General features: G+C 62.5%; 21 protein-coding genes and 1 pseudogene. 6 read left to right on the top strand and 16 right to left on the bottom strand.

What is annotated here, in order from left to right; genetic code table 11:
• Positions 1 to 6 precede the first annotated feature (6 nt).
• From NKH42_RS02860 to NKH42_RS02820, 9 genes and pseudogenes are all read right to left on the bottom strand, one after another.
• The gene (locus tag NKH42_RS02860) at positions 7 to 429 is read right to left on the bottom strand and encodes an NAD(P) transhydrogenase subunit alpha part 2 (protein WP_302893582.1); all 423 of its coding nucleotides are present in this window, start codon (positions 427 to 429) and stop codon (positions 7 to 9) included.
• Positions 429 to 1,703: a Re/Si-specific NAD(P)(+) transhydrogenase subunit alpha gene (locus NKH42_RS02855; RefSeq protein ID WP_352686627.1), complete on the bottom strand. Its 1,275-nt coding sequence runs from the start codon at positions 1,701 to 1,703 to the stop codon at positions 429 to 431. The genes NKH42_RS02860 and NKH42_RS02855 overlap by 1 nt, the downstream gene beginning before the upstream one ends.
• A gap of 81 nt (positions 1,704 to 1,784) precedes the next feature.
• Entirely contained in the window at positions 1,785 to 2,009 is a 225-nt protein-coding gene (locus NKH42_RS02850) for an aa3-type cytochrome c oxidase subunit IV (RefSeq protein ID WP_254816044.1), read from the bottom strand.
• 173 nt (positions 2,010 to 2,182) lie between these two features.
• Complete coding sequence (locus NKH42_RS02845; RefSeq protein ID WP_352480107.1) at positions 2,183 to 2,332, bottom strand: DUF3096 domain-containing protein; 150 nt, start codon at positions 2,330 to 2,332, stop codon at positions 2,183 to 2,185.
• Between the two features lie 116 nt (positions 2,333 to 2,448).
• Positions 2,449 to 3,219: an N-acyl amino acid synthase FeeM domain-containing protein gene (locus NKH42_RS02840; protein WP_502896201.1), complete on the bottom strand. Its 771-nt coding sequence runs from the start codon at positions 3,217 to 3,219 to the stop codon at positions 2,449 to 2,451.
• Positions 3,220 to 3,380: 161 nt separating this feature from the next.
• The gene (locus tag NKH42_RS02835) at positions 3,381 to 5,702 is read right to left on the bottom strand and encodes a putative bifunctional diguanylate cyclase/phosphodiesterase (RefSeq protein WP_352751858.1); all 2,322 of its coding nucleotides are present in this window, start codon (positions 5,700 to 5,702) and stop codon (positions 3,381 to 3,383) included.
• Positions 5,703 to 5,854: 152 nt separating this feature from the next.
• Positions 5,855 to 9,281: pseudogene (locus tag NKH42_RS02830) on the bottom strand (indolepyruvate ferredoxin oxidoreductase family protein).
• A 224-nt stretch (positions 9,282 to 9,505) separates the two neighbouring features.
• Positions 9,506 to 10,036, bottom strand: a complete 531-nt coding sequence (locus NKH42_RS02825) for a hypothetical protein (protein ID WP_352700888.1) — start codon at positions 10,034 to 10,036, stop codon at positions 9,506 to 9,508.
• On the bottom strand, positions 10,029 to 10,637 hold the full coding sequence (locus NKH42_RS02820; protein WP_254816039.1) for a CGNR zinc finger domain-containing protein: 609 nt from the start codon (positions 10,635 to 10,637) through the stop codon (positions 10,029 to 10,031). Before NKH42_RS02820 ends, NKH42_RS02825 begins: the two co-directional genes overlap by 8 nt.
• A 138-nt stretch (positions 10,638 to 10,775) precedes the next feature.
• Here NKH42_RS02820 and NKH42_RS02815 point away from each other — a divergent pair, with 138 nt between their 5' ends.
• From NKH42_RS02815 to NKH42_RS02800, 4 genes are all read left to right on the top strand, one after another.
• A complete protein-coding gene (locus tag NKH42_RS02815) occupies positions 10,776 to 11,681 on the top strand; it encodes a branched-chain amino acid ABC transporter permease (RefSeq protein ID WP_352480085.1) in 906 nt (301 codons plus the stop codon).
• A 206-nt stretch (positions 11,682 to 11,887) separates the two neighbouring features.
• Complete coding sequence (locus NKH42_RS02810; RefSeq protein WP_352700890.1) at positions 11,888 to 12,472, top strand: TRAP transporter small permease subunit; 585 nt, start codon at positions 11,888 to 11,890, stop codon at positions 12,470 to 12,472.
• Entirely contained in the window at positions 12,472 to 14,250 is a 1,779-nt protein-coding gene (locus NKH42_RS02805) for a TRAP transporter large permease (RefSeq protein ID WP_352506052.1), read from the top strand. Before NKH42_RS02810 ends, NKH42_RS02805 begins: the two co-directional genes overlap by 1 nt.
• Before the next feature lie 32 nt (positions 14,251 to 14,282).
• Positions 14,283 to 15,305, top strand: a complete 1,023-nt coding sequence (locus tag NKH42_RS02800; RefSeq protein ID WP_352740496.1) for a zinc-dependent alcohol dehydrogenase family protein — start codon at positions 14,283 to 14,285, stop codon at positions 15,303 to 15,305.
• Positions 15,306 to 15,371: 66 nt separating this feature from the next.
• On the opposite strand, the gene NKH42_RS02795 is transcribed toward NKH42_RS02800, so the two are convergent.
• On the bottom strand, positions 15,372 to 16,481 hold the full coding sequence (locus tag NKH42_RS02795; protein ID WP_352469878.1) for a TRAP transporter substrate-binding protein: 1,110 nt from the start codon (positions 16,479 to 16,481) through the stop codon (positions 15,372 to 15,374).
• A 284-nt stretch (positions 16,482 to 16,765) separates the two neighbouring features.
• Here NKH42_RS02795 and NKH42_RS02790 point away from each other — a divergent pair, with 284 nt between their 5' ends.
• The gene (locus NKH42_RS02790) at positions 16,766 to 17,539 is read left to right on the top strand and encodes a gamma-glutamyl-gamma-aminobutyrate hydrolase family protein (RefSeq protein WP_352480083.1); all 774 of its coding nucleotides are present in this window, start codon (positions 16,766 to 16,768) and stop codon (positions 17,537 to 17,539) included.
• Positions 17,540 to 17,545: 6 nt separating this feature from the next.
• On the opposite strand, the gene NKH42_RS02785 is transcribed toward NKH42_RS02790, so the two are convergent.
• From NKH42_RS02785 to NKH42_RS02765, 5 genes are all read right to left on the bottom strand, one after another.
• Entirely contained in the window at positions 17,546 to 17,941 is a 396-nt protein-coding gene (locus NKH42_RS02785; protein WP_352480082.1) for a hypothetical protein, read from the bottom strand.
• A 152-nt stretch (positions 17,942 to 18,093) separates the two neighbouring features.
• Complete coding sequence (locus tag NKH42_RS02780; protein ID WP_352740490.1) at positions 18,094 to 19,074, bottom strand: 2-hydroxyacid dehydrogenase; 981 nt, start codon at positions 19,072 to 19,074, stop codon at positions 18,094 to 18,096.
• A complete protein-coding gene (locus NKH42_RS02775) occupies positions 19,071 to 20,093 on the bottom strand; it encodes a LacI family DNA-binding transcriptional regulator (protein ID WP_023676245.1) in 1,023 nt (340 codons plus the stop codon). Before NKH42_RS02775 ends, NKH42_RS02780 begins: the two co-directional genes overlap by 4 nt.
• Positions 20,094 to 20,161: 68 nt before the next feature.
• The gene (locus NKH42_RS02770) at positions 20,162 to 21,046 is read right to left on the bottom strand and encodes a DMT family transporter (RefSeq protein ID WP_352505889.1); all 885 of its coding nucleotides are present in this window, start codon (positions 21,044 to 21,046) and stop codon (positions 20,162 to 20,164) included.
• A 176-nt stretch (positions 21,047 to 21,222) separates the two neighbouring features.
• The gene (locus NKH42_RS02765; protein ID WP_352505890.1) at positions 21,223 to 21,630 is read right to left on the bottom strand and encodes a DUF2000 family protein; all 408 of its coding nucleotides are present in this window, start codon (positions 21,628 to 21,630) and stop codon (positions 21,223 to 21,225) included.
• Between the two features lie 50 nt (positions 21,631 to 21,680).
• On the opposite strand from NKH42_RS02765, the gene NKH42_RS02760 reads away from it, so the two are divergent.
• Positions 21,681 to 22,553, top strand: a complete 873-nt coding sequence (locus tag NKH42_RS02760) for an AraC family transcriptional regulator (protein ID WP_352686621.1) — start codon at positions 21,681 to 21,683, stop codon at positions 22,551 to 22,553.
• 1 nt (position 22,554) lies between these two features.
• Here NKH42_RS02760 and NKH42_RS02755 read toward each other — a convergent pair whose 3' ends face one another.
• Positions 22,555 to 23,037: a MarR family winged helix-turn-helix transcriptional regulator gene (locus NKH42_RS02755; protein WP_352686618.1), complete on the bottom strand. Its 483-nt coding sequence runs from the start codon at positions 23,035 to 23,037 to the stop codon at positions 22,555 to 22,557.
• Between the last annotated feature and the right edge of the window lie 96 nt (positions 23,038 to 23,133).

The raw sequence follows: 23,133 nt of genomic DNA, 5'->3' as shown, positions 1-23,133 counted from the left end.
AGCGGCCTACTTTTCCTTCTTCTTGTACATAGCCAGCATGCGCTGGGTGACGAGGAAGCCGCCGAAGATGTTGACCGATACCAGCATCAGCGCAACGAAGCCGAAGCCGGTGGCGATGCCCGAGGCCGAGATGCCGACGGCCAGCAACGCGCCGACTACGATGACGGAGGAAATGGCGTTGGTGACGGCCATCAATGGCGTGTGCAGCGCCGGCGTCACCGACCAGACGACGTAGTAGCCGACGAAGATCGCCAGCACGAAGATGGCGAAGCGGAAGACGAAGGGATCGATGGCACCGCCGGACAGCGCGTGAGCGGCGTCACCCGCCGCTTCGGTGCCGGGCGCGGCGGCTAGGTTCTGAACCGCGAGCCGCACGGCAGCTGTCGCCTGGTCGAGCTGGTCGAGGGCTTTCTGCAGAGTCTGATCCATCACGCGATCCCTCCGGTGGTCTTGGGCTTCCTCGAAGCGGCTGGTCTCTTCGCAGCCGGCTTCGCCGAAGCCTCGGCAACCATCGTCCTCGCCGGAATGGCCGGTGGTTCGACATGTTGGCCCTTTGGTGGCTCCTGTTCAGCCCTGACGAACGCGGGATGCACGACCTTGCCGGCATCGGTCAGCATGGTTGCCTTGACCAGCTCGTCGTCGCGGTTGATGGCAAGCGTCTTCGTCGCCTTATCGACCAGCGTCTCAAGGAAGGCATAGAGGTTCCTGGCATAGAGAAGCGAGGCCGAGGCGGCGACGCGACCGGGAACGTTGAGATGGCCGACGATCTTTACCCCGTTGGCGGTGGTCACCACCTTCCCGGGCACGGCGCCCTCGACATTGCCGCCGCGCTCGACCGCGAGGTCGACGATCACGGAGCCGGGTTTCATCGACGCGACCATCGCCGCCGAAACCAGCTTCGGCGCTGGCCGGCCGGGGATCAGCGCCGTGGTGATGACGATGTCCTGCTTGGCGATGTGCTCGGCGGTCAGCGCCGCCTGCTTGGCCTGGTACTCCTTCGACATTTCCTTGGCGTAGCCGCCAGCCGTCTCGGCCGCCTTGAACTCCTCGTCCTCGACGGCCAGGAATTTTGCGCCGAGCGAGGCGACCTGCTCCTTGGCGGCCGGGCGCACGTCGGTGGCGGTGACCACGGCGCCGAGGCGGCGCGCGGTGGCGATGGCCTGCAGACCGGCGACGCCGACGCCCATGACGAACGCCTTCGCAGCCGGCACCGTGCCAGCCGCCGTCATCATCATCGGCAACGCCCGGTCATATTCGGCAGCCGCATCGATCACCGCCTGGTAGCCGGCGAGGTTGGCCTGGCTGGATAGAACGTCCATCGATTGCGCCCGGGTGATGCGCGGCATGAACTCCATGGAGAAGGCAGTAACACCGGCCCTGGCAAGGGCTGCGACGGCAGCATCGTTGCCATAGGGATCCATGATGGCGATGACGGCGGCGCCGGACTTGTAGCCCTTCAGCTCGACGTCCATGGGGCGGCGCACCTTTAGCACCACGTCGGCCTTGGCAGCATCGCCGGCTTTGCCGATCGCGGCGCCCGCCTTGGCAAACTCCTCGTCGGGAATGCGCGACGCCGTGCCGGCGCCGGTTTCCACGGTTACGTCGAAACCCAGCGCTGCCAGCCGCTTCACCGTATCGGGCGAGGCCGCGACGCGAGGCTCGTTTGCGTCGAGCTCACGAGGGATGAAAACCGTCTGTCCCACCGCACGATCCTTTCGGCCGGAACCCTGTTACCGCAAGACACCGACCGTCCGCGGCGGCGCCTTCGACAAAGGTTGGAGGAGTTATCGGAGAATAAAGGCGCCGATGGCCAGGATCAGCACGAACAGGATAGTCGCCGAGAAGAAGCCGCCCACAAAGAAGCCGAACGCCATGGCAAGAAGCACGGCGGCGCAAAATAGCGACCCATATTTGGCCAGCATCACAAAGCCGGCATAGGTGCGGTCGTGCTCGGCATAGTCCATCTTCGCGCCCAGTTCGACAGGACCGGTCGGCGTATGTTCAGCCATTGGAATACCCCTTCGAAGACATCTTTCAGGCACATAGCGAAAAGCCGCGTTAAGGGCAATGGCGCTATTGCCGCATCGCCGCAGCCAACAATCTCAAGCAAAACTTGAAATCGCTGCGCGGAGCGCGGCGATACCAATCCTAATGGATGGCAGGTCCGCTATTGCCGATGTCGTTAGCCGGCGAGATGCGGGAACAGACCGAGCAGGCCGACAACGATCAGATAAAGGGCGACGATATAATTGAGTAGCCGCGGGATCACCAGGATCAGCACGCCTGCAATCAGCGAGATAAGCGGGGTAAGGGCGAGCGTGGAAATGGTCATATCGGTTCCTTTGATCGGATCGCTATCGAAGCGGTGCGTGATGGATGTCGGCCATGCCGACCTACCAACACCCTTGCCCAGAACGCCGAAGCGATCGGAAGGCTCCATGGGCTCGTTCAGGCGGCTTCGCGAAAATACTTGGCGGTGGGCAGGATGGTCAGCGGCGCGAGTTCGCCGGCGCCGGGCTTATCGAACAACATGCGCTGCTCCATCGGCGTCGAACGGAAGAACGGAAAGCGAGCGTAGGTTTCATTCTTGATCGCCAGGACATCGGCCTGATAAAGCAGCGCAAAACAGTTGATCACGCCGGCATAGGGCCGCGCATCACCGATCGGTCGCGCCCGATAGACGCGCTTGTAGAAAGCCGCATGGTCCTCACGGATCATGGATATGCAATAAGGCGCGCCGAAATGGAAGCACGCCATGCCGGCAAGGCGCAGCGTCACATACGGGATCTGAGGGTAAAGCCGTGACCATTCGGCGTCCACGGCAAAACGGCTCGGGTCGATAAAGACTTCGCCGGCCGCCAGACGCGGCATCAACAAGTCCTTGTATACGCTGAGCGCTGGTGATGTGGCGTTATCAGCAGACACGTCATGCAGGCGCATCGTGCTGACCAGCCGCCCCTCGATGTAGATTCCAAACGTATGGCAATTGGGCAGTTCGTCAAACTCGTCATGGACCTGACGGGACGCATTCTCGGGCACCAGATCGTTCATCCGATAGGAATTGTAGCGCAGCCTGTAAATGCTTTCGAAGTCCTCGCCGCTTTCACAGCGTCGGTACTCCGTCCGGTCAAGCAGCGCATAGACATGTTGCGCGAAGCTGGACATGGTCTCGGACGCATCTTTCCCACCAGCGCCCGCCGCATGGCCGAGCGAACTCAACTGGGCACACATGAACTCTATTCCCCGCGATTGCCGCCACCAGCCGACACTACGGACGGGTCATGAGATGTAAAGATGAAAATAAGCAGGAGGTCGTTTACCGCTCGTTAAGGTTAATAATTAATAAAATTATACTAAAATACGCGGTTTTCAGCGCGAAGTCAGCGCCGCGGCGCCTTCCTTGCCGTCTTAATATCCTTGGCGAAAGGCCAGACGGTGCTCGACATGGTCTCGATGCCGGACGCGCTGAGCGCAGATCCGAACAGAAAGCCCTGGACAAGGTCCGGCTTGACCTGCAATGCCAGGATCTTGAGCTGTTCGAAGGTCTCGACACCTTCGACGGTGACTGAAAGTCCCAGCGGTCGCGACAGGTTGACGATGCCCTTCAGCAATTCGAGCGACCGGCTGTTCTGGGTGACGTCGATCAGGAACGAGCGATCGATCTTGATCTTGTCGAGCGGCAGCTTGTGGAGATAGCTCAGGCTCGAATAGCCGGTACCAAAATCGTCGAGCGCAATGCGCACGCCGAGCCGCTTCAACTCCTCGATATATTGGCGTGTCAGCGACTTGTCGTCGAGCAGCGCCGTCTCGGTGACCTCGATCTCCAGACGTCCGGCGGAAAGACCGGATTCAGCCAGCGCGTCGCGAACCTTCTGGATGACATCACGGTTGCGGAAATCCTTGGCCGAGAGATTGACCGAGACGCTGGTCTGGGCCGGCCATTTGGCGCATTCCGTGCAGGCCGCATGCAGGACGAAGGTGCTGATGTCGGAAATAATCCCCATTTCCTCCGCCAGCGGAATAAAGATACCGGGGGAAATCGGCCCGAGATCGGGATGATCCCAGCGGCACAGCGCTTCGCAACTGGCGATACGCATCGTGCTCATCGCCACGATCGGCTGATAGACCACCCGCAATTCGTTGTTTTCCACGGCGCTGCGCAGGTCCGCCTTCATCAGCTGACGGCTGCGGAAGGCAGCATCCATGGAGGCCTCGAACAGCCGCCAACCGTTCTTGCCAAGCTCCTTGGCCTTGTAGAGTGCAAGGTCGGCTTTGACGATCATGGCGTCGACGTCGGTATCCTTGACCCGCGACAGCACCGCGCCGCCGCTGCCCTGGATGCGTAATCCGTGGCCGGCGACATCGACCTCGCCCTGTAGATTGACAAAGATCTCATCAACCTGGCCGATCAGGTGGCTTTCATCCTCGATGCGCTCGAAGAAGATCATGAACTCGTCGCCGCCGAAGCGGCTGACGGTGATGCCTGGCCCAGCGACCGCGGCCAGCCGCTCAGCAACGGCGTAGATCAATCCGTCGCCGACCGGATGGCCGAGCGTGTCATTGACGCTCTTAAAATCGTCGAGGTCGAGCACCACCAGCCCGCAGAGACGCGCGGGATCCCCTGAGGCCATGGCTTCCACCACCAACTCGTGGAAGTAGGCGCGGTTGGGCAGGCCGGTGAGACTGTCGTAGCGCGCCATGAAGCGGATCTTGTCTTCCGCCTCGACCCGGGCGGTCACATCCTCGAAAGTGACGACGCCCAGTTCCTGGCTGCCTTCGCGCGCCGAAAATTCATAGTGCTGGCCGTTGGTGAGCGAGACCAGGACCTTGCGGTCGCGGCCCTCGCGCAACGCACGCGTCAGCTGGGCTTCGATGTAACGGCAATCTTTCGGCGCCAACATGCCGCCTGCAGCGCCGCGCATCAGCAGACCGTGGATCGAGCGGCCTAGCAGCGCATCGGCCGATTTGAGCGACATCAGGTGCGCGGCTTCGGCATTGGCCACCGCCACCCGGCCGTCGGGACCAAGCATGACAAGGCCATGCGACATGGTGTTGAGCGCGCGGTTGAAACGCTGCGCGATGCGGTTCGCCTTCTTTTCCTCCGACAGGGCGGTAAACAGGACTTCGCGGACGATGTCGGCGAACCGCTTGATCGCAAACAGAAAAGGGGCCGACATCAGACCGAGGATAATGTGGTAGATATCGCCGCGCAGGATAAAGCCAAGCGATATGGGCCATGTGGTGGTAATGATAAAAATCATGACCATGCGCGGCGACCCATAATTGCGGCCGGCAATCGACGTAACCGATGCAAGAGTGACGCAGACAGAGGCTATTTCGGCATAGTTGTCGTGGCTGTCATTTGCCAGATAAATGCTAACGAAACAGAACGCGCCAAGCATGAAACCATGCATCGAACCGAAAATTATGTAATCATTTTCGCGATCATGGGCTTCTTCCCACGTCGTCGGGGAAGGAAGTCGCCCGTATTTCCGGATGTTGCGAAGGCGCAGAGTACCGACAATGATGAGCCCAGCAGCAACTAGAAGATACGCCAAGTCCATGGTCTTCCAATAGACCAGAATGACGAGGAGGGTCTGCGCAACAAGGCCGATCGACAGCGTGAACCCGTCGCGAAACAGCGTTTCCACGAACGGAATGTAAACGTCGACCGGAATCTCGTTTTTTCGTCTCAGATTCACGCCTGGATCCCAACCCTGGGGAACCCAGCAGTGTCACATTGGCCTTAAGAAAGGTTTAGAGCGGCGTTTCGAGCCCTGCCGGCATCCATTGGTGACGCCGCGGAAGCAGGGAAACTACAGTTCAGGTAAACAAGGGGTGTCAGAGCGCGGAATCATTCGGCGGCTTGAAGTTGCGGCCGCAGCGGCGCCCTCGAGAGGCGGTCGAGCAGGCGCTGGCGTTCGCCGGCGGCTTTTTCGGCACTGGCCTGCTTGACGTGGCCAAAGCCGCGGATGAGCGCCGGTACCGAAACAAGCGCGGCAGCGGCCTCGATCTTGCCCGGCGCCAGCGCGCCGGCGACAAGCTCCAGGTCGGCTTCATAGAGGGCAAGAAGCTGCCGCTCCATACGCCTCTCGGCGCTGTAGCCGAACAGGTCGAAAGCGGTGCCGCGCAGCCCCCTCATCGCCGCCAGCAGGCGGAACCCGTTCATCATCCACGGGCCAAAGCTCGATTTCTTCGGCTTCCCGTCACTGCCGCGCCTGCCCATGATCGGCGGTGCGAGATGGAATTCAAGCTTGCCATAGCTCTGGAACTGCTTTGCGAGCTCTGCGGCAAAGGAGCCGTCCGTATAAAGCCGCGCCACCTCGTATTCGTCCTTGATCGCCATCAGCTTGAACAGGTTCTTCGCGGCAGCTTCGGTCACCACGGTCGAGCCGGGCACAGCATCGGTTTCGGCCTTGCGCAGCGCCGCCAGTCTGTAGGCATAGCGCCTGCCATAGGCGGCGTTCTGATAGGCGGTCAGGAAGGCGACGCGGCGGGCAATGATGTCGTCCAGCGTCTCGGCAATGGCGGCAGGCTGCGTGGCCTTGCCCGGCTGGGCGAGAGGGCCGCGCACGAAATCCGGCTGGTGGGCAGCGCGGCGGCCCCAGCGAAATGCCGCGACATTCATCGCCACCGCCTCGCCGTTGAGTTCGATCGCCTTCTCGACCGCCTCCGCCGACAGCGGCAGGCCGCCATGCTGGAAGGCGAAGCCGAGCATGAACATGTTCGCGCCAAGCGAGCTGCCGAACAGCGCGGTGGCGGTGCGGGTGGCGTCGAAGAAATGCGTCTTGTCGTCGCCTGCGGCCGTTCTTATCGCTTTCTTCAGCCGCTCGACGGGCAGCGAGAAATCGGCCGAACGGGCGAACTCGCCCGGCATGATCTCGGCGGTGTTGGCGAGGAAGATGGTATGGCCTTCGCGCACCGCGGCCAGCACCTTCTTGGCACCCGAAACGACGAGATCGCAGCCAAGCACGAGGTCGGCTTTGCCGGCCGATACCCGAATGGCGTGGATGTCGTCCGGCGTGCGGGCGATGCGGACATGGGTGAACACGGAGCCGCCCTTCTGGGCGAGGCCGGCCATGTCGATCATGCCGCAGCCCTTGCCTTCCAGGTGCGCGGCCATGCCTAGCACCGCGCCTATGGTGACGACGCCGGTGCCGCCGACACCGTCGATGATCGCCGCCCAGCCTTGTTCACCGAGCGTAAATTGCGCCGGCGCCGGCACCCCCGCGAGCGGGTCGGCCGCGCCGGCTATGCCTTCGGCTTTCCTGATTTTGGCGCCGTGAACGGTAACGAAGGAGGGGCAGAAACCGTTGACGCAAGAGAAGTCCTTGTTGCAGCTCGACTGGTCGATCTTGCGCTTGCGGCCGAATTCGGTCTCGACCGGCTGGATCGAGACGCAATTCGACTGCACGCCGCAATCGCCGCAGCCTTCGCAGACCAGCTCGTTGATGAAGATACGCTTGTCGGGATCGGGGAAGGTGCCGCGCTTGCGCCGACGGCGCTTCTCGGCAGCGCAAGTCTGGTCGTAGAGCAGCACCGAGACGCCTTTGACCGAACGCAACTCGCGCTGGATGAGATCGAGGTCGTCGCGGTGATGGATAGTGGCGCCGGCGGGAAATTCCACCTTGCCGGTATATTTGTCCGGCTCGTCGGTGACGATGGCGATGCGCTCGACGCCCTCGGCGCGCACCTGCCTGGCGATCATGTCCACCGTCAGGCCGCCCTCGTGCGGCTGCCCGCCGGTCATCGCGACGGCGTCATTGTAGAGGATCTTATAGGTGATGTTGGCGTCGGTCGACAGCGCGAAGCGGATCGCCAGCACGCCCGAATGGTTGTAGGTGCCATCGCCCAGGTTCTGGAAGATGTGCTCGCGCTTCGAGAACGGCGCCTGGCCGACCCACTGCGCGCCTTCGCCGCCCATGGCGGTGGGCGGCGGCGAGCGAGCCGTCCGGCACCTTGGTCGAGGAATTGTGTGGGCAGCCGGAGCAGAAGAACGGCGTGCGCGAGGCGATGTCTGACGTGTCGGCCAGCATCGCCTGGAACTGGCGCAATTTCGCCACCCGCGCGGCGATTTCCTCTGACGGGCCGATCGTTCGCAAAATCCTCTCGCCGAGCGCGATGGCAATGTCGTTGGGGTCGAGCGCGCCCTTGGCCGGGAACAGCCAGTCGCCGCGCTCGTCCTTCTTGCCGACGATGACCGGCTGCGTCGCGGTGCCGTAAAGGTTCTCGCGCAGTTGCACCTCGATCAGCGAGCGTTTCTCCTCGACGACGACGATGGTATCGAGGCCGCGAGCAAAGTCGGCGACGTGCTGCAGGTCGAGCGGCCACGGGCAGCCGACCTTGAACAGCCTGATGCCGATACGATTGGCGGCCGCTTCGTCGATGCCGATATCCTCCAGCGCCTGGCGAACGTCGAGATAACTCTTGCCGATGGTGACGATGCCAAGCCTGGCGCTGCTGCCGCCCGAATAGACGATCCGGTTCAGCCCATTGGCGTGGATGAAGGCGGAAGCTGCGGCGCGCTTGTATTCATGCAACCGCTCCTCCTGGCCGAGCATGTCGATCTCGTTACGGATGTTGAGGCCGCCGGGCGGCATGTCGAAGTCCGGGACGACGATATCTAGCCGGTCGAGCGCGGCATCGACCGAGGCCGTCGATTCGATGTTGTCCTTGACGCATTTGATCGCCGCCCAGGTGCCGGCAAAACGCGACATGGCAAAGCCGTAGAGGCCGTAGTCGATGATCTCCTGGACGCCGGCCGGATTGAGGATCGGCACCATGGTGTCGACGAACAGGAACTCGGTGGCATGCGCGTTGGTCGAGGATTCGGCCATGTGGTCGTCACCCATCAGGGCTAACACGCCGCCATGTTTCGACGACCCGGCGAGATTGGCGTGGCGGAACACGTCGCCGGAGCGGTCGACGCCCGGACCCTTGCCGTACCAGACCGAAAAAACGCCGTCATGGGTACCCTCGCCCAGCAATTCCGCCTGCTGCGAGCCCCAGCACGCGGTGGCGGCGAGCTCCTCGTTGAGACCGGGCTGGAAGACGATGTCCGACTGCGCGAGCTGGTTTCTGGCCTTCCACAGCTGCATGTCGAGGCCGCCGAGCGGCGAGCCACGATAGCCGGAGACGAAACCGGCGGTGTTCAGGCCAGCCCGGCGGTCGCGCTCGCGCTGCATCAGAAGCATGCGGATGACTGCCTGGGCGCCCGACAGGAAGATGCGCTCCTTTGCCAGGTCGAACTTGTCGTCGAGCGCGACGTTGTGCAGCGTCATCAGGCGTTTCCTGTGCGGAGACCGTGCCAGGAGGTGCACGGCCAACGTCGGAGTCGAGTGCCTACAGTCTTTCTTCCCTTGCCGGGGAGGTCAAACGAAATCGAAGGTGCCAGGCGGTCCGCAACAAACGATCGGTGCGCGGCCGTGTGGCGCCACGAAACGCCTGTCGGGGAGGATGGCCGAGCACGAAAACTCCGGCGGCGGTCGGTGCCGCTGGTGACGCATCATGCAGCCTTTGGGCAACTGGGCTTCGGTTCACCGGGCAGCTTGCCGTCGACATGGCCGGCCAAGTCCTTGTTGAGCTCGTAGACTGGCCCGACCACCAGGGGCCGGTCGGGCAGGACCGACTGGTCGAGCGAGGACGTCAGAGTGGTCTCGAAACTCTGCAGCAACTGGCCGCTGGAATCCTCGATGCGGATCGACACCGCATAGGGCTTGTCCTTGACAACGCAGGTGAGCGGCGGGCTGGTGAGCGTCACATGCGGCAGCTTCGGCCATATTTTCTGGGTGACGATGATCGGATCACCACCGGCCGGGTTCTGGAAGGAGACCACGGCGACCTGCCCCTCACCCACCGGCCGCAGCGGATTGAGGGTGATGACGTAGGTGGCGATACCCAGCCGGTAGTTGAACTCGAACAGCTTCCCGGAAATGGCGAACAGCTGGTCCTTGCCGGAATCACGGCAGGCGCCGAGCGCGGTCGCCGCGAACAACGCCGCGACGACGATCATCGCGCGCGAATATTTCTTAGGCATTGGTGACCTCCCTGGCCGCGGTCCGGCGGCGATAGTATCGGTTTGCCTTCTGGCGGTTGCCGCACACCGCCATATCGCACCAGAGGCGGCTGGAATTGCGGCTTTTGTCGACAAACAGCCAGCTGCAGTTCGGACATATCCTCAGCCTGGCGATGGTGTCGCTGCGCAGCAGCGACAGCGCCGAGACCGCAAGCGCCGCCTCGAAGGCGATCGGCGTTGCCGGATCGCCGAACGGTTTTCCGGGCATGCCGATTTCGGTGTGGCCATGGGCGAGGCCATCGGCGCAGGCTTCCAGGAATTCAGGCATGTCGGCGGTGTCGATCGCACCTTTCGATACCGCGCCGCGAAACAGCCGATCGGTCGTCTCGCGAATCGACAGCACCACCGGTGCGATCTTTTCAGGCGCCGGCGCTACGAGCCGCCTGCCGCCGAGCTCGGCGGCGCGAAAGCCACTCGCGGCTTCGGCAAAGCGGGCGATCTCGGCCGGATCGTCGAAACGGTCGAAAGTTTCCTCCGGATCGTTCCGCAAAACGACGGTGTTCGCCGTGTCGAGCGCCAGCATACCACCGGTGAAGCGGTGCGGAGTCCAGGATACTGTCATATCGCGAATCTAACCGATAAATCGCGTTTGACAAGTTAGATTCCGGGTGCAACGCTCGTCAGTGAGGCGATCGCCGTATCGAGAATGTCGTCGTCTCAAGCCCCGCCCCGATTGTGGGGCATGCATCGAGGGTCTTGCATGCTCTATTTCTTCCAGCAGGTTCTGAACGGGCTGCATTCGGGCGCGCTCTACGCATTGCTTGCCTTCGGCTACGTGCTGACCAACGGCATCCTGCACCGCACCAATCTTGCCTATGGCGCGCTGTTCGCCTTTTGCGGGCATACGATGATCCTCACCGCGGCGTTCGGCTATCAGGCGCTGTGGTTGACGCTGTTTGCATCGGTCGCGCTCGGCGTAGTGGCGGCATTCCTTTATGCGGCGCTGCTCAGCCATGTCCTGTCGCGAAGCATCTTCGAACCGCTGGCCGCCCGCTCGCCCAACGCCATCGTGGTGACCACGCTCGGCATATTGCTGGTCTTGTCGGAAGCCAGCCGCATCGCCGCCGATACCCATGACCTATGGTTGCCGCCAATGCTGGCCCAGACCATCGTCTTCGCGCAGAATGCCAGCTTCAAGGCGACGTTGACACTGATTCAGTTGCTCGATTGCGCCGCCGTCCTGGCGGCTATTTCGCTGGCTGCGTGGGGGTTCACACATTCCAGCTTCGGCCGAAGCTGGCGTGCCGTATCCGACGATCCAAACGCCGCTGCGATGTGCGGCGTCGATGTCCGCGCGGTGTTTCGGCGTGCGGTGCTTTTCGGCGGCCTTTGCGCGGCAATGGCTGGCGTGCTCGCCGCCTTCTACTACGGCAACATCAGCTTCGGCACAGGGTTGGTCTACGGGTTGAAAATCCTGTTCGTGACCGCAGTGGGCGGCTATCTCTCGCCTTTGCGGGCGGCACTAGGCGCCGCCGCTTTCGGCATGGCCGAATCGCTATGGTCCGGCTATTTCCCGCTCGAATGGCGGGACGGCTGGATGTACCTGTTCCTCGTCGCTATGCTTGTGCTGATCGGCTCCGGCCGCGACCAACAGAAGATCGCCTGAGCCGCATCCGACTTTGGTTGGATGAATGAACCACATGTCCCCTTGGACATGCAAAGGACGCGGCAGCATTTTGCCGGCGGCCACCTCACAACTGTGTTTATGCGGGCTGTCCGATGTTGACCCGCCGAACCACGCACTGCATACCGTTGGTCCACAGCGACGCGACGGACAGGGAACCGGCGCGCTCCGACACAAGGGAGGAATGCATGGCAGGGCTTCTCGCTCTTTCCAGAGCCATTGACCGTTTGAACGAATTCATCGGCAAATGGGTTTCGTGGCTGATCCTGCTGGCGATCCTGGTAAGCGCCGCCAACGCCGTGATCCGCAAGGTGTTCGACATGTCCTCGAACGCCTGGCTGGAATTGCAATGGTATCTGTTCGGCGCCGCCTTCATGCTGGCCGCCGCCTACACTCTGAAACAGAACGACCATATCCGCATCGATATCGTCTACGGCATGTTCTCGCGCCGTGTGCAGCACTGGATAGACCTTTTCGGTCACGTCTTCTTCCTGATGCCGTTCGTGACGTTGATGGTCGTCTATTTCGTTCCCTATGTGTCGCTGTCGTATCGCAGCGGCGAGATGTCGAACAATTCCGGCGGGCTGATCATCTGGCCGGCGAAGGCGATTCTGCTGGCCGGCTTTTTTCTACTCGCGCTGCAGGGCATTTCCGAGATCATCAAAAAGATCGCCATCATGCGCGGTCAGATGGACGATCCCACTCCGTTCATATCGGTGCATGAGCAGGCCGAGCTAGAAGCCAAGGCGCTCGTGGAAGAGGTGCGCTCGTGATCGAGTTCATCGCCCAGAACATGGCGCCGATCATGTTTGCCTCGCTGGTCGTCTTCCTGCTGATCGGCTACCCCGTCGCCTTCTCGCTCGCCGCCAACGGCCTGATGTTCTTCTTCATCGGCGTGCTGCTGTCGCCCTATTCGGGCGGCTCCATCAATCTCGCCTGGCCGTTGCTGCACGCGTTGCCGGATAATTTCTATGGCAGCCGGGTGATGTCGAACGATACGCTGCTGGCGATCCCGTTCTTCACCTTCATGGGCATCGTGCTCGAACGATCCGGCATGGCCGAAGACCTGCTCGACACCATCGGCCAGCTGTTCGGACCGGTCCGTGGTGGCCTTGCCTATGCCGTGATTTTCGTCGGCGCGCTGCTTGCCGCGACGACCGGCGTGGTGGCGGCCTCCGTCATTGCCATGGGTCTGATTTCGCTGCCGATCATGCTGCGCTACGGCTACGACCGGCGGCTGGCATCCGGCGTCATTGCCGCGTCCGGGACCCTCGCCCAGATCATCCCGCCGTCGCTGGTGCTGATCGTCCTGGCCGACCAGCTCGGCCGCTCGGTCGGCGATATGTACAAGGGAGCGCTGATCCCCGGGCTCATTTTGACCGGCATCTACATGCTCTACATCCTGCTCATGTCGATCTTCCGGCCGAAGTCGATGCCGGCCCTGCCGCTGGAGGCCCGCACGCTCGGCCACGGCGTGCTGTCGCTGCTGGCGGCGGTGCTGGCGGCGGTGGTGGTTTCCTATGCGGCGTATCGCTACCTTGCGCCGAACCATGGCGGCGACGCCGATATCCTCGGCGCCACTATTGGCGTCATCTTCATCTATGTCGTGGCGATCGTCGACCAGCGCCTGAAGATCAACCTGATGTCGAGGCTGGCGCAGCAGGTGATCATCGTCCTGATCCCGCCGCTGGCGCTGATCTTCCTGGTGCTGGGCACCATCTTCCTCGGCATCGCCACGCCGACGGAAGGCGGCGCCATGGGCGCCGTCGGCGCGCTGGCAATGGCCGCGATGAAGGGGCGGCTGTCGCTCGACGTGGTCAAGCAGGCGCTGGCCTCGACGACCAGGCTGTCGTCCTTCGTTCTGTTCATCCTGATCGGCGCGCGGGTGTTCTCGCTGACCTTTTACGGGGTCAATGGCCACATCTGGGTCGAGCACCTGTTGACCTCGCTGCCGGGCGGTGAAGTCGGTTTCCTGATTGGCGTCAACATCCTCGTCTTCGTGCTCGCCTTCTTCCTCGACTTTTTCGAGCTTGCCTTCATCATCGTGCCGCTTTTGGCGCCGGCGGCCGACAAGCTCGGCATCGACCTGATCTGGTTCGGCGTGCTTTTAGGCGTCAACATGCAGACCTCCTTCATGCATCCGCCCTTCGGCTTCGCGCTGTTTTATCTGCGCTCGGTCGCCGCGCGCGTGCCCTATCTCGACCGGCTCACCGGCAAGCAGATCGCGCCGGTCACCACAGGGCAGATCTATTGGGGCGCAGTGCCCTTCGTCTGTATCCAGGTAATCATGATCGGCCTGACCATCGCCTTCCCGCAGATGGTGATGCACTACAAAGGCACCGTCGTCGATCCGGGCACCATCAACTACCAGGTGCCGGAAACGCCTGGCATCGGCTTGTCGCCGCTTGGCACGCCGCCGGCCAACGGCGGCACTGCCCCGGCCTCACCTTCCACACCGGATTTGTCGCAGCCGCCGAGCTTCGACGAAAAGCCGCCCGCGAAGCCGGCGGCACCGGCAATCGATCTGTCGCAACCCCCGAGTTTCAACTGAGGCGAGTTTCAACTGAGGAAGGCCCTGCAGCCATGAAGGCGGTTCGGTTGGAGCGGGTGGGCGGCCTCGCCGTGTGCGAGGTCGAGAAACCGACCGCCGGGCCGAGCGATCTGCTGGTACGGATCGAGGCGTGCGGCGTCTGCGGCACCGACAGACATCTTTTCCATGGTGAATTCCCGTGCACGCCGCCCGTGACGCTCGGGCATGAATTCTCCGGCATCGTCGAGGCGATCGGACCTGCGGTATCCGGCTTTTCGGTCGGCGACCGCGTCACCGGCGATCCCAATATTGCCTGCGGGCGCTGCGCGCATTGTCAAGCGGGCCGAGTCAATCTCTGCAGCAATCTGCGTGCCATCGGCATCCATCGCGACGGCGGCTTTGCCGAATATCTTGCCTTGCCGCAGAAACAGGCCTTCGCCTTGCCAGCCGATCTGAAGCCTACGCATGGTGCTTTCTGCGAGCCGCTCGGCTGCTGCCTGCATGGCGTGGACCTTGCCGCGATCAAACCAGGCTCGTCGGTCGCGGTGCTCGGCGGCGGCGTGATCGGCCTGCTCACCGTTCAGCTGGCAAAGCTCGCCGGTGCGACGACCATCATCCTGTCGACGCGTCAGGCCTCGCGGCGGGCTCTTGCCGAGCGACTTGGCGCAACGGCGACGGTCGATCCCAGCGCCTTCGATGTCACCGATGCGATCGTCGGCCGGTCGGGTTTGATGCCGGGCGGCGTCGACGTGGTGTTCGAATGCGCAGGCGTGAAAGACACTGTTGAGCAGGCGATGCGGCTGGCCAAAGCGGGCGGCACAATTGTCGTCGTCGGCGTTATGCCGCAAGGCATGAAAGCGGCGTTCGAACCGTTCGACCTGCTGTTCCGCGAGTTGAAGGTCCTGGGCTCCTTCCTCAATCCCTTTACCCATCGCCGGGCCGCCGATCTTATCGCTTCGGGGGCTATCGAGGTAGACCGGCTGATATCGCGGCAGGTCACGCTTGAAGAGTCAGCTGCAGTGATCGCCAATCCGCCTGCGCCAGGCGAAGTCAAGGTTCTGGTGGTGCCCGGCTGATCGCAAACGGAATGCGCTGCGGCGCCAGCGTCCCGAAGGAACGCCGGCGCCGCAGAGCAGCAAGGTTCAGAGCTTGCTGTTGCGCTGCTGGACCATCATGAAGGTGTCGTAGTTGTACTCGGCCACCTGCGCCCAGAGATAATGCTCCTTGCGGAACGCCTTGATCGAGTCCCAGATCTTCTTGAACGGCGCGTTCGAGGCTTCCATCTCGGCATAGACCTCGTTGGCCTTTTCGAAGCAGGCGGCCATGATCTCCTGGCTGAACGGACTCAACTTGGCGCCGCCGGCAACCAGCCGCTTCACCGCCGCCGGGTTGAGGTAGTCGTATTTCTGCAGCATGTTGGCATCGGCCGCTTGGGCGGCAGTGTGCACCAGCGACTTGTAAGCCGGCGAAAGTTCGTCGTATTTCGCCTTGTTGAACATCAGATGGACGGTCGGTCCACCTTCCCACCAGCCGGGATAGTAGTAATAGGGCGCAACCTTGTAGAAGCCGAGCTTCTCGTCATCATAAGGGCCAACCCATTCGGCGGCATCGATCGTGCCCTTTTCCAGCGCCGGATAAATGTCGCCACCGGCGATCTGCTGCGGAACCACGCCGAGCCTTTGCACCACTTTGCCGGCAAAACCGCCGATGCGCATCTTGAGGCCGGAAAGGTCGGCAACCGTTTTGATCTCCTTGCGAAACCAGCCGCCCATCTGCACGCCGGTATTGCCGCCCGGCAGCCCGAACAGACCCTGCGTCGCCAGGAACTCGTTGAACAGATCGATGCCCCCGCCATGATAGTGCCAGGCGTTGATGCCGCGCGCGTTGAGCGAAAACGGAACCGCCGCTCCCAGCGCCCAGGTCGGGTCCTTGCCCCAGTAATAGTATGCCACAGTATGGCAGGCCTCGACCGTGCCGGCTGTGGTGGCATCGGCGGCCTGCAGGCCGGGAACGAGTTCGCCGGAGGCGAAGACCTGGACCTGGAAGTTGCCGTCGGTCGCCTCCGAAAGCATCTTGGAAAACACTTCGGCACCGCCGTAGATCGTATCGAGCGACTTCGGGAAGGACGACGCCAGCCGCCAGGTTACTTTCGGATTGGACTGGGCGATGGCCGGCGCAGCAAGTGTCGCGGCAGCGGCCGCAGCGCCGAAACCCGTGGTGCCGGCCTTGCGGATGAACGAACGACGATCCATGAAGTTCCTCCCGTTTGGATCAACTGACCGACGTTCGGGACGCTTCGGCGCCCGCATCGGCTTCGAGCCGACAATACACAGGCAAGGAGTCGAGTCCAGCGCGGCAGCCCGGTTTGAGTGGCGCATTTCGGAGAAATTCACGGCGTTGGGCCAGATCTTGCAACTATAGTCTAACGTCGATTAACTGGCCTACGCGACACGCCGAAACTTGCCATGGAAATGCACCTTCGGATCGCCTATTTTGCAGGCAGATAATTCGTTGCACCCGATGGGATCCGGACCAAATGCACCAGCCGCTCGTCGCCATATCGACCGACGTCCGCCAGTTCGACAATTACACCTGGCATGCCGCGCCGCAGCAATATCTTGAAGCGGCGCTTTCAGGGGCAGGCGTGTTCCCGCTGCTGGTACCGTCCTTCGGCGACCGGCTCGACTTCGATGAACTGCTTTCCGCCGTCGACGGCGTCATGGTCACCGGTTCGAAGTCCAACGTTCATCCCTCGCTCTACGGCGGTGACGCCAGTGAAGCCAATGGTCCCTACGACCCCGCCCGCGACGCCACCACGCTGCCGCTGATCCGCAGGGCGGTGGAGCGCGGAGTACCGCTGCTCGCGATCTGCCGCGGCATCCAGGAGATGAATGTGGCGCTGGGTGGCACGCTGGCCACTGAAATCCAGGAACGCGCCGGTTCGCTCGATCATCGTGCGCCTGCAAGCGACAATCAGGACGAACGCTTCGCCATCCGCCAGAGCGTGTCGATAAAACCCGGCAGCTGCCTGGCCGGGGTCTTCGGCGCCGGCGACATCATGGTCAATTCGGTGCATCGCCAGGCTGTCGACCGGCTTGGCCCAAAGCTGCAGGTCGAAGCGGTCGCCGCCGACGGCACTGTCGAGGCGGTCTCGGTGCGCGATGCACGGGCTTTCGCCGTCGGCGTCCAGTGGCATCCCGAATACTGGGTCAAATCGGACAGCATCTCGGTAAAGATATTTCGCGCTTTCGGTGACGCCGTGCGGCTGCATCAGGCGGCGAAATCGGGTGCGCGCGCTGCGGCAGAATAGGGCTCGTCAGTTGCCGGCCGACGCCAGGGTCAGCAGCGGCAGCACCGGCGCGTAGGATTCGTAACCGTCGCCATCGGCGACCGAGAACATGACGATCGGATCGTTGCCGTTGGCGCTGAATGTGACCGTGCCGTCATCCTGCTCTCGCCAGAACTTCGCCTGCTCGACACCGGGCAACACCCGGCGGCAATTCGCGGCGACCGTCAACAGCGACAGGCCTTGCGAAATCTCGGCGCCACGGGTGACCGCACAAGACGCCTCGTCACCATGGGCTACCAGCCTGTAGGTGCTGGACGAAGGTGCTGGCTCACTGGCTGCGCGGCTTTGACCGCTACCGGCGTAAAACAGCTGGACGCTGCCTAACAGCGCAGCAATCGCCATCAATGCGGGAAGCGTTTTCATCCTGTTTCTCCGCGCATTTCAAGCGCGCCGTGTTCGATGTCATCAGGAGGAGGCGCGCTTCATCTTGCTGCCATGTGCTGTCAAGGGGACATACACTAGCCAAGGAGGCAGAATGATTCCGAAGGGTTAAGCTGAAGTTAACAATAGGGCGGTCACGGCCTCGCCTTGACGTTTGCCGTCTCCGGCACCGGCGTCAGCGCCTTGCGCTGCGAAAACCACGAGACCAGATTGTCGACGCACAGGTCCGCCATGGCGCGGCGGGTGTGCTGCGAGGCCGAGCCGACATGAGGCAAAAGCGAGGTGTTGGGCGCGGCAAGCAACGCCGCAGGCACGTTCGGCTCGTCGGCAAAAACGTCTAGCCCGGCAGCGGCGATGCTGCCGCCGGCAAGTGCGGCGGCAAGAGCTGGTTCGTCGACCGTGCTGCCCCGGCCGATATTGACGAAGACGCCGTTCGGCCCCAGAGCCGAGAGGATTTCGGCATTGACGGCCTTGTCCGTCGAGGCCGCACCGGGCGCCACCGAGATCAGCGTGTCGACCGCCTCGGCGAGACCTTTCAGCGTCGGGTGATAGTCATAGGGCAGGCCTTCGACGCGGCGCCGGTTGTGATAGGCGATGGGCAGTCCGAAAGCATCGAGCCGGCGGGCAATGGCGAGGCCGATGCGGCCCATGCCGAAGATGCCGACATGGCGACCGCGCAAAGTCAGCCGGCTCAGCGGATAGTTGCCGTTGCGCAGCCAATTTCCATCGCGCAGCCAGGCCTCGGCGCGCGGCAGTTCGCGGATGGTATTGATCAACAGGCCGAGCGCCGTATCGGCGACCTCTTCGGTCAGCACATCCGGTGTGTTGGTGACCATGATGCCGCGCCGTGCGGCGTGGTGGACATCGACCGAATCATAGCCGACGCCGAAATTGGCGATAATCTCGAGCTTTGGCAGCGCGTCCATCAACGCGGCGCTTATGCCGCCAAAGGCGGCTATGCCGCGCACGGTAAGGCGCATCTCGTCGGTGACCAGCGACGGATCGGCGCGTTCGATCCGGACGCGGCTGAACGCCCCGTCGATGCGGCCGACCGCATGGTCGTTGAACTGGCCCGGCACCAGAATGGTAACAGCTTGCTGGTCGGTTTTTGTCATGCACGTTCCACCGGTTTGCCGGTCGACTGGCGCACATGCAGTTCCGGCTTGATCAGTTCCTGCGACGGCCGCACCGTCTGTCCGTTGAGTTTGTCGAGCAGCGCGCTGGCAGCGCGGCGGCCAACCTCACGCTGGCCGTTCCAGACCGTGGTTAGCGCCGGCGTCGCGATCGCCGCCTCCTCGAGGTCGTCATAGCCAGTGACCGAAATGTCGATGCCCGGCACCAGACCAGCGCGGGCAATGCCGTTCATCAGGCCGATGGCGACGAGGTCGTTCCAGCAGCAGGCCGCGGTCGGCCTGTCCTTTAGCGCCAGGAACTGCCCGGCAGCCTCGAAGCCGGCCTGCTTGGTGCGCGGGCCGGCGATGCGCCAGGACGGCCTGACCTCAAGCCCCGCCGCCTCCATGGCGTTGACATATCCCTGATAGCGGTCGCGGCCGGTCGACGTCTGATCGGTACCGCCGATCATTGCGATGCGCTTGTGGCCAAGCGAGATCAGATGGTTGGTGGCAAGCCCGGTGCCATAGGCATCGTCGCCGCGAAACACCGGCACGTCGGCACCTTCGACGGTGCGTGCAATCAGCACTGCCGGGAGACCGTTCTCCTCGGCCATGATTATGTCTTCGGGCGGCGTGCCGATGGCCGGCGACATGATGACCCCGTCAGCGCCGAGCTGCAGAAGCGTGTCGATGAAAGTGCGTTGTTTCTCGAGCTGGTCGTAGTGGTTCGACAGGATGAAGGTTTGCCGGCTGCGGTCGAGCTCGCTCTCTATCGAACGCAATATCTCGGCAAAGAACGGGTTCATGATGTCGTGGACGACAACGCCGACTATGCCCGAGCGCGAGGTGCGCAGGCTGGCGGCGCGGCGGTTGTAGATATAGCCGATGGCGCGGGCATGTTCCTTGATGCGGTCGCGGGTGCCGCCGGCGACCAGCGGGCTGTCGCGCAAGGCCAGCGAGACCGTGGCCGTGGACACGCCGAGCGCATCCGCGATGGTCGAAAGCTTGATCTTCTGTGCCAGCGCCCTGCGCTCCCGAAGCAATTTAAACTGTTTAAAGGCCGGCTCTTATGCCATCGATTCCGAGCAAATCAAAGTTTTTTTGCCAGCGCTTCCGCCTCCGCGTCCAGCGTCGCGCGGTTACGCAAACGAAGCCGGTGCTCACGGTGAACGATGTAGAGGCCGCTGGCGACGATGACTGTGGCACCGACCAGCGTCCAGCCATCGGGAAACTGGTTGAAGACGATCAGGCCGGAGATGATCATCCAGATCATCTGCGAATAGGGATAGGGAGCCAGGGCCGTGGTGGTGGCAAGGCGATAGGCCTGCACAAGAAGCCAATGACCGATGGCGCCGAAGACGCCAAGCATCAGCAATATGAACCAGTGCCAGCCATCCTGCGGCAGCGAAGGCGAAAACGGCAGTGTCGGCAAAAGCAGCACGGCCGGCGCCAGCGCCGAAAACAGGATGAGGCTTTCGGAGGTTTCCGTAGCCGACATGCGGCGCGTCATGATGACGTAGAAACTGTTCGACAGCATCGAGCCGAGCGCAAAGAGATGGCCGACGCCAAAAAGGCCGACGCCCGGCCGGGTGATGACGAGGACGCCGATAAAGCCGCTCATGATCGCCAGCCAGCGCCGCCAGCCGGCCCATTCGCCGAGCAACGGACCGGCAAGCGCGGTGATCACCATCGGGCCGAAGAAGTAGATCGAGGTGGTTTCCGCCAGTTGCAGCGTCCGCAGCGCCAGAATGTTGAACATCGTCGATCCGAACAGGAGCAGACCGCGCGTGATGTGCGCCGGCAGGTTGGCGGGACGAAAGCGCAGCGGCTCACGCCATCCGCGCAGAAAAACGCCGACGATCAGCACATGGACCGCGAAGCGGGTCCACGCGACGATCAGCGCCGAGACGCCGGCCAGGACAAGGTACTTGCTGCTGGTGTCGAGGAAGGTGAAAAACACATAGACGGAAAGCATGCACAGGATCGCCGCCGGCGATGTCGCGCTTTCGTCATGTCTTGGGGAAGCATTCAATTTCAGGCCGGACGGGAAGCAAGGCAGTCCTTCACCCATGCGGGAATTGTCGCCTGCGGGCAAGCCAAAAGAGGCTGGCACAACGACAGGCTAAGGTTTTGTTGCTGGTGGCCGACGAGTCAAGCGTGCATGCGGGCACCCTTGGTGATCCTGTCGACGAGTTTCTTTTCGGCGCGAAGCGCGATGCCGACCACCTTGGCGTCCTCCGGCGCAAACTCGGCAAAGACGGCACGGTTGGCCAGATCATAACCAGTCGAAAACATTTCCTCGACATAGAGCGATACCGTCACACCACGCTCCAGCGCCCGCCGCTGGATCGCGCCGAGCGTCTGGCCGTCCGCCGAAAGCACGATGACCGGCTGGATCGACAGCGGGTTGTAGATGTTGCCGGCGCGATCACGGTAGGGGTCGCCGATAATGTCGGGAAATTGCGCGACGATGCCGCTGGTCAGAAAGGCGGTGACATTGAGCTTTTGCCAGACGGGAAGATCATCCTTGAGCACGATTGCAAATTTCGTATCGAACATGCGACAGTTTCCAATCCGAAAGGGGCCAATCCGAGGCTGCGAGAAAAGCGATGCCGCACGGTCTAGACGGGGAAGCCTTTCAGGGTCTTGGACGTTTGTGCGTGGATGCAGCCGAAAACTGCATCGTACCGGCACCCCGTGCTGCCGGCATGGAACGCATCGAGGCCCGGTTCCACGGCAACGCCTTCGATCTCCATCGCCACGACACCTATGCGATCGGGGTGACGCTTTATGGCGTGCAGCGCTTCCGCTATCGCGGCCAAATGCATCAGAGCTTGCCTGGCCAGATCATTATCCTTCATCCCGACGAACTGCACGATGGCGGTGCCGGTACCGAAGACGGCTTGCGATACAGAATGCTCTATTTGGAGCCGTCTCTGATGCTCGATTGTCTCGGCGGCGGATCACTGCCGTTCGTCAGGAATGCCGTTGTGACAGACCGCGATCTCCGCGCGACGCTGCTTTCGGCGCTCGGGCCGCTGGATCAGCAACTGGACGAGCTGTTTGTCGTCGATTTCATGACGCAGCTTATGCAAAGCCTGGCCCGGCACGCCGGTCAGCCGGCGAAACCGGTAGCGAAAACGGCGTGGCGCGCCGCCAGCCTGGCGCGCGACTATCTGGAGGAAAATCTCGCGCGGATTGTACGTTCAGACGAATTGGAGGCGATAACCGGATTGGATCGTTATGCCCTGTCGCGGCATTTTCGCGCGACCTTCTCGACCAGCCCGCACCGGTTCCTGTTGATGCGCCGGCTTCAGCGAGCCCGTCGGATGATCGAAGCCGACGAGCCGCTGGCGCAAATCGCCATCGCCGCCGGCTTCAGTGATCAAAGCCATTTCAATCGGCATTTCAAGAAGGCGTTCGGCGTCACACCGGGACGTTGGTCGGCACTGACGCGGCGGCCGTCAGCGGCGAACGCGTGAGCTATTCAAGCATCTTTTCTTCTATATCCAGGTCGTCATCCGGGAGCACCATTTCGCCGTTCGACAGGTTCGCCTCGACGCGGGCAAGCAGCTTGAACAGCGCTTTCTGATCCTTCTTGTCGAGACCCTTCAATGCCTGCTTTTCGGTCTTCTTCACCGATTTCTCGATGGCGTGGATGATTTCGCGGCCGGTGTCGGTGAGGAAAATATGCGCCTGGCGGGCATCGGCGGAGGAGGCGCGCTTTTCCAGAAAACCCTGTGCCTGCAGCCGGTTGATGGTCTTGGTGATGGTCGGCGGACGCACGCCGAGGCGGCCGGCAAGGTTGCCGGGCGTCTGCCCGTCCTCGCGGTCGAGCGCCAGCATGATCTGGTCCTGGCCGGCATAGAAACCATGCGCCAGAAGCCGGGCGGCGAGCGCCGTGCGCGCCAGCCGCGCCGCCGAATGCAGCCGGCTCATTGTTGCAGTCTTGTCCGCCTTGGCCATGCTCATCCCTCCTCGGCCGAACCGGAGCGGACAGCATAGAAGCAGGCCGCCGGTTGGCAATGACCATCGAAAACATTCCGGCTCGGAAAATAGCTT

Origin of the sequence: Mesorhizobium sp. M1142, assembly GCF_040318565.1 — a bacterium.
Classification (GTDB): Bacteria; Pseudomonadota; Alphaproteobacteria; order Rhizobiales; family Rhizobiaceae; genus Mesorhizobium.
This window is presented reverse-complemented; position numbering and strand designations above follow the sequence as displayed.

Coding starts and splice junctions, on each gene's coding strand:
- NKH42_RS02825 (WP_352700888.1), bottom strand. CDS start 10,036: ATGCCTAAGAAATATTCGCGCGCGATGATCGTCGTCGCGGCGTTGTTC.
- NKH42_RS02810 (WP_352700890.1), top strand. CDS start 11,888: ATGGCAGGGCTTCTCGCTCTTTCCAGAGCCATTGACCGTTTGAACGAA.
- NKH42_RS02790 (WP_352480083.1), top strand. CDS start 16,766: ATGCACCAGCCGCTCGTCGCCATATCGACCGACGTCCGCCAGTTCGAC.
- NKH42_RS02845 (WP_352480107.1), bottom strand. CDS start 2,332: ATGACCATTTCCACGCTCGCCCTTACCCCGCTTATCTCGCTGATTGCA.
- NKH42_RS02765 (WP_352505890.1), bottom strand. CDS start 21,630: ATGTTCGATACGAAATTTGCAATCGTGCTCAAGGATGATCTTCCCGTC.
- NKH42_RS02780 (WP_352740490.1), bottom strand. CDS start 19,074: ATGACAAAAACCGACCAGCAAGCTGTTACCATTCTGGTGCCGGGCCAG.
- NKH42_RS02755 (WP_352686618.1), bottom strand. CDS start 23,037: ATGGCCAAGGCGGACAAGACTGCAACAATGAGCCGGCTGCATTCGGCG.
- NKH42_RS02800 (WP_352740496.1), top strand. CDS start 14,283: ATGAAGGCGGTTCGGTTGGAGCGGGTGGGCGGCCTCGCCGTGTGCGAG.
- NKH42_RS02860 (WP_302893582.1), bottom strand. CDS start 429: ATGGATCAGACTCTGCAGAAAGCCCTCGACCAGCTCGACCAGGCGACA.
- NKH42_RS02850 (WP_254816044.1), bottom strand. CDS start 2,009: ATGGCTGAACATACGCCGACCGGTCCTGTCGAACTGGGCGCGAAGATG.
- NKH42_RS02760 (WP_352686621.1), top strand. CDS start 21,681: ATGCCGCACGGTCTAGACGGGGAAGCCTTTCAGGGTCTTGGACGTTTG.
- NKH42_RS02770 (WP_352505889.1), bottom strand. CDS start 21,046: ATGCTTTCCGTCTATGTGTTTTTCACCTTCCTCGACACCAGCAGCAAG.
- NKH42_RS02795 (WP_352469878.1), bottom strand. CDS start 16,481: ATGGATCGTCGTTCGTTCATCCGCAAGGCCGGCACCACGGGTTTCGGC.
- NKH42_RS02815 (WP_352480085.1), top strand. CDS start 10,776: ATGCTCTATTTCTTCCAGCAGGTTCTGAACGGGCTGCATTCGGGCGCG.
- NKH42_RS02785 (WP_352480082.1), bottom strand. CDS start 17,941: ATGAAAACGCTTCCCGCATTGATGGCGATTGCTGCGCTGTTAGGCAGC.
- NKH42_RS02820 (WP_254816039.1), bottom strand. CDS start 10,637: ATGACAGTATCCTGGACTCCGCACCGCTTCACCGGTGGTATGCTGGCG.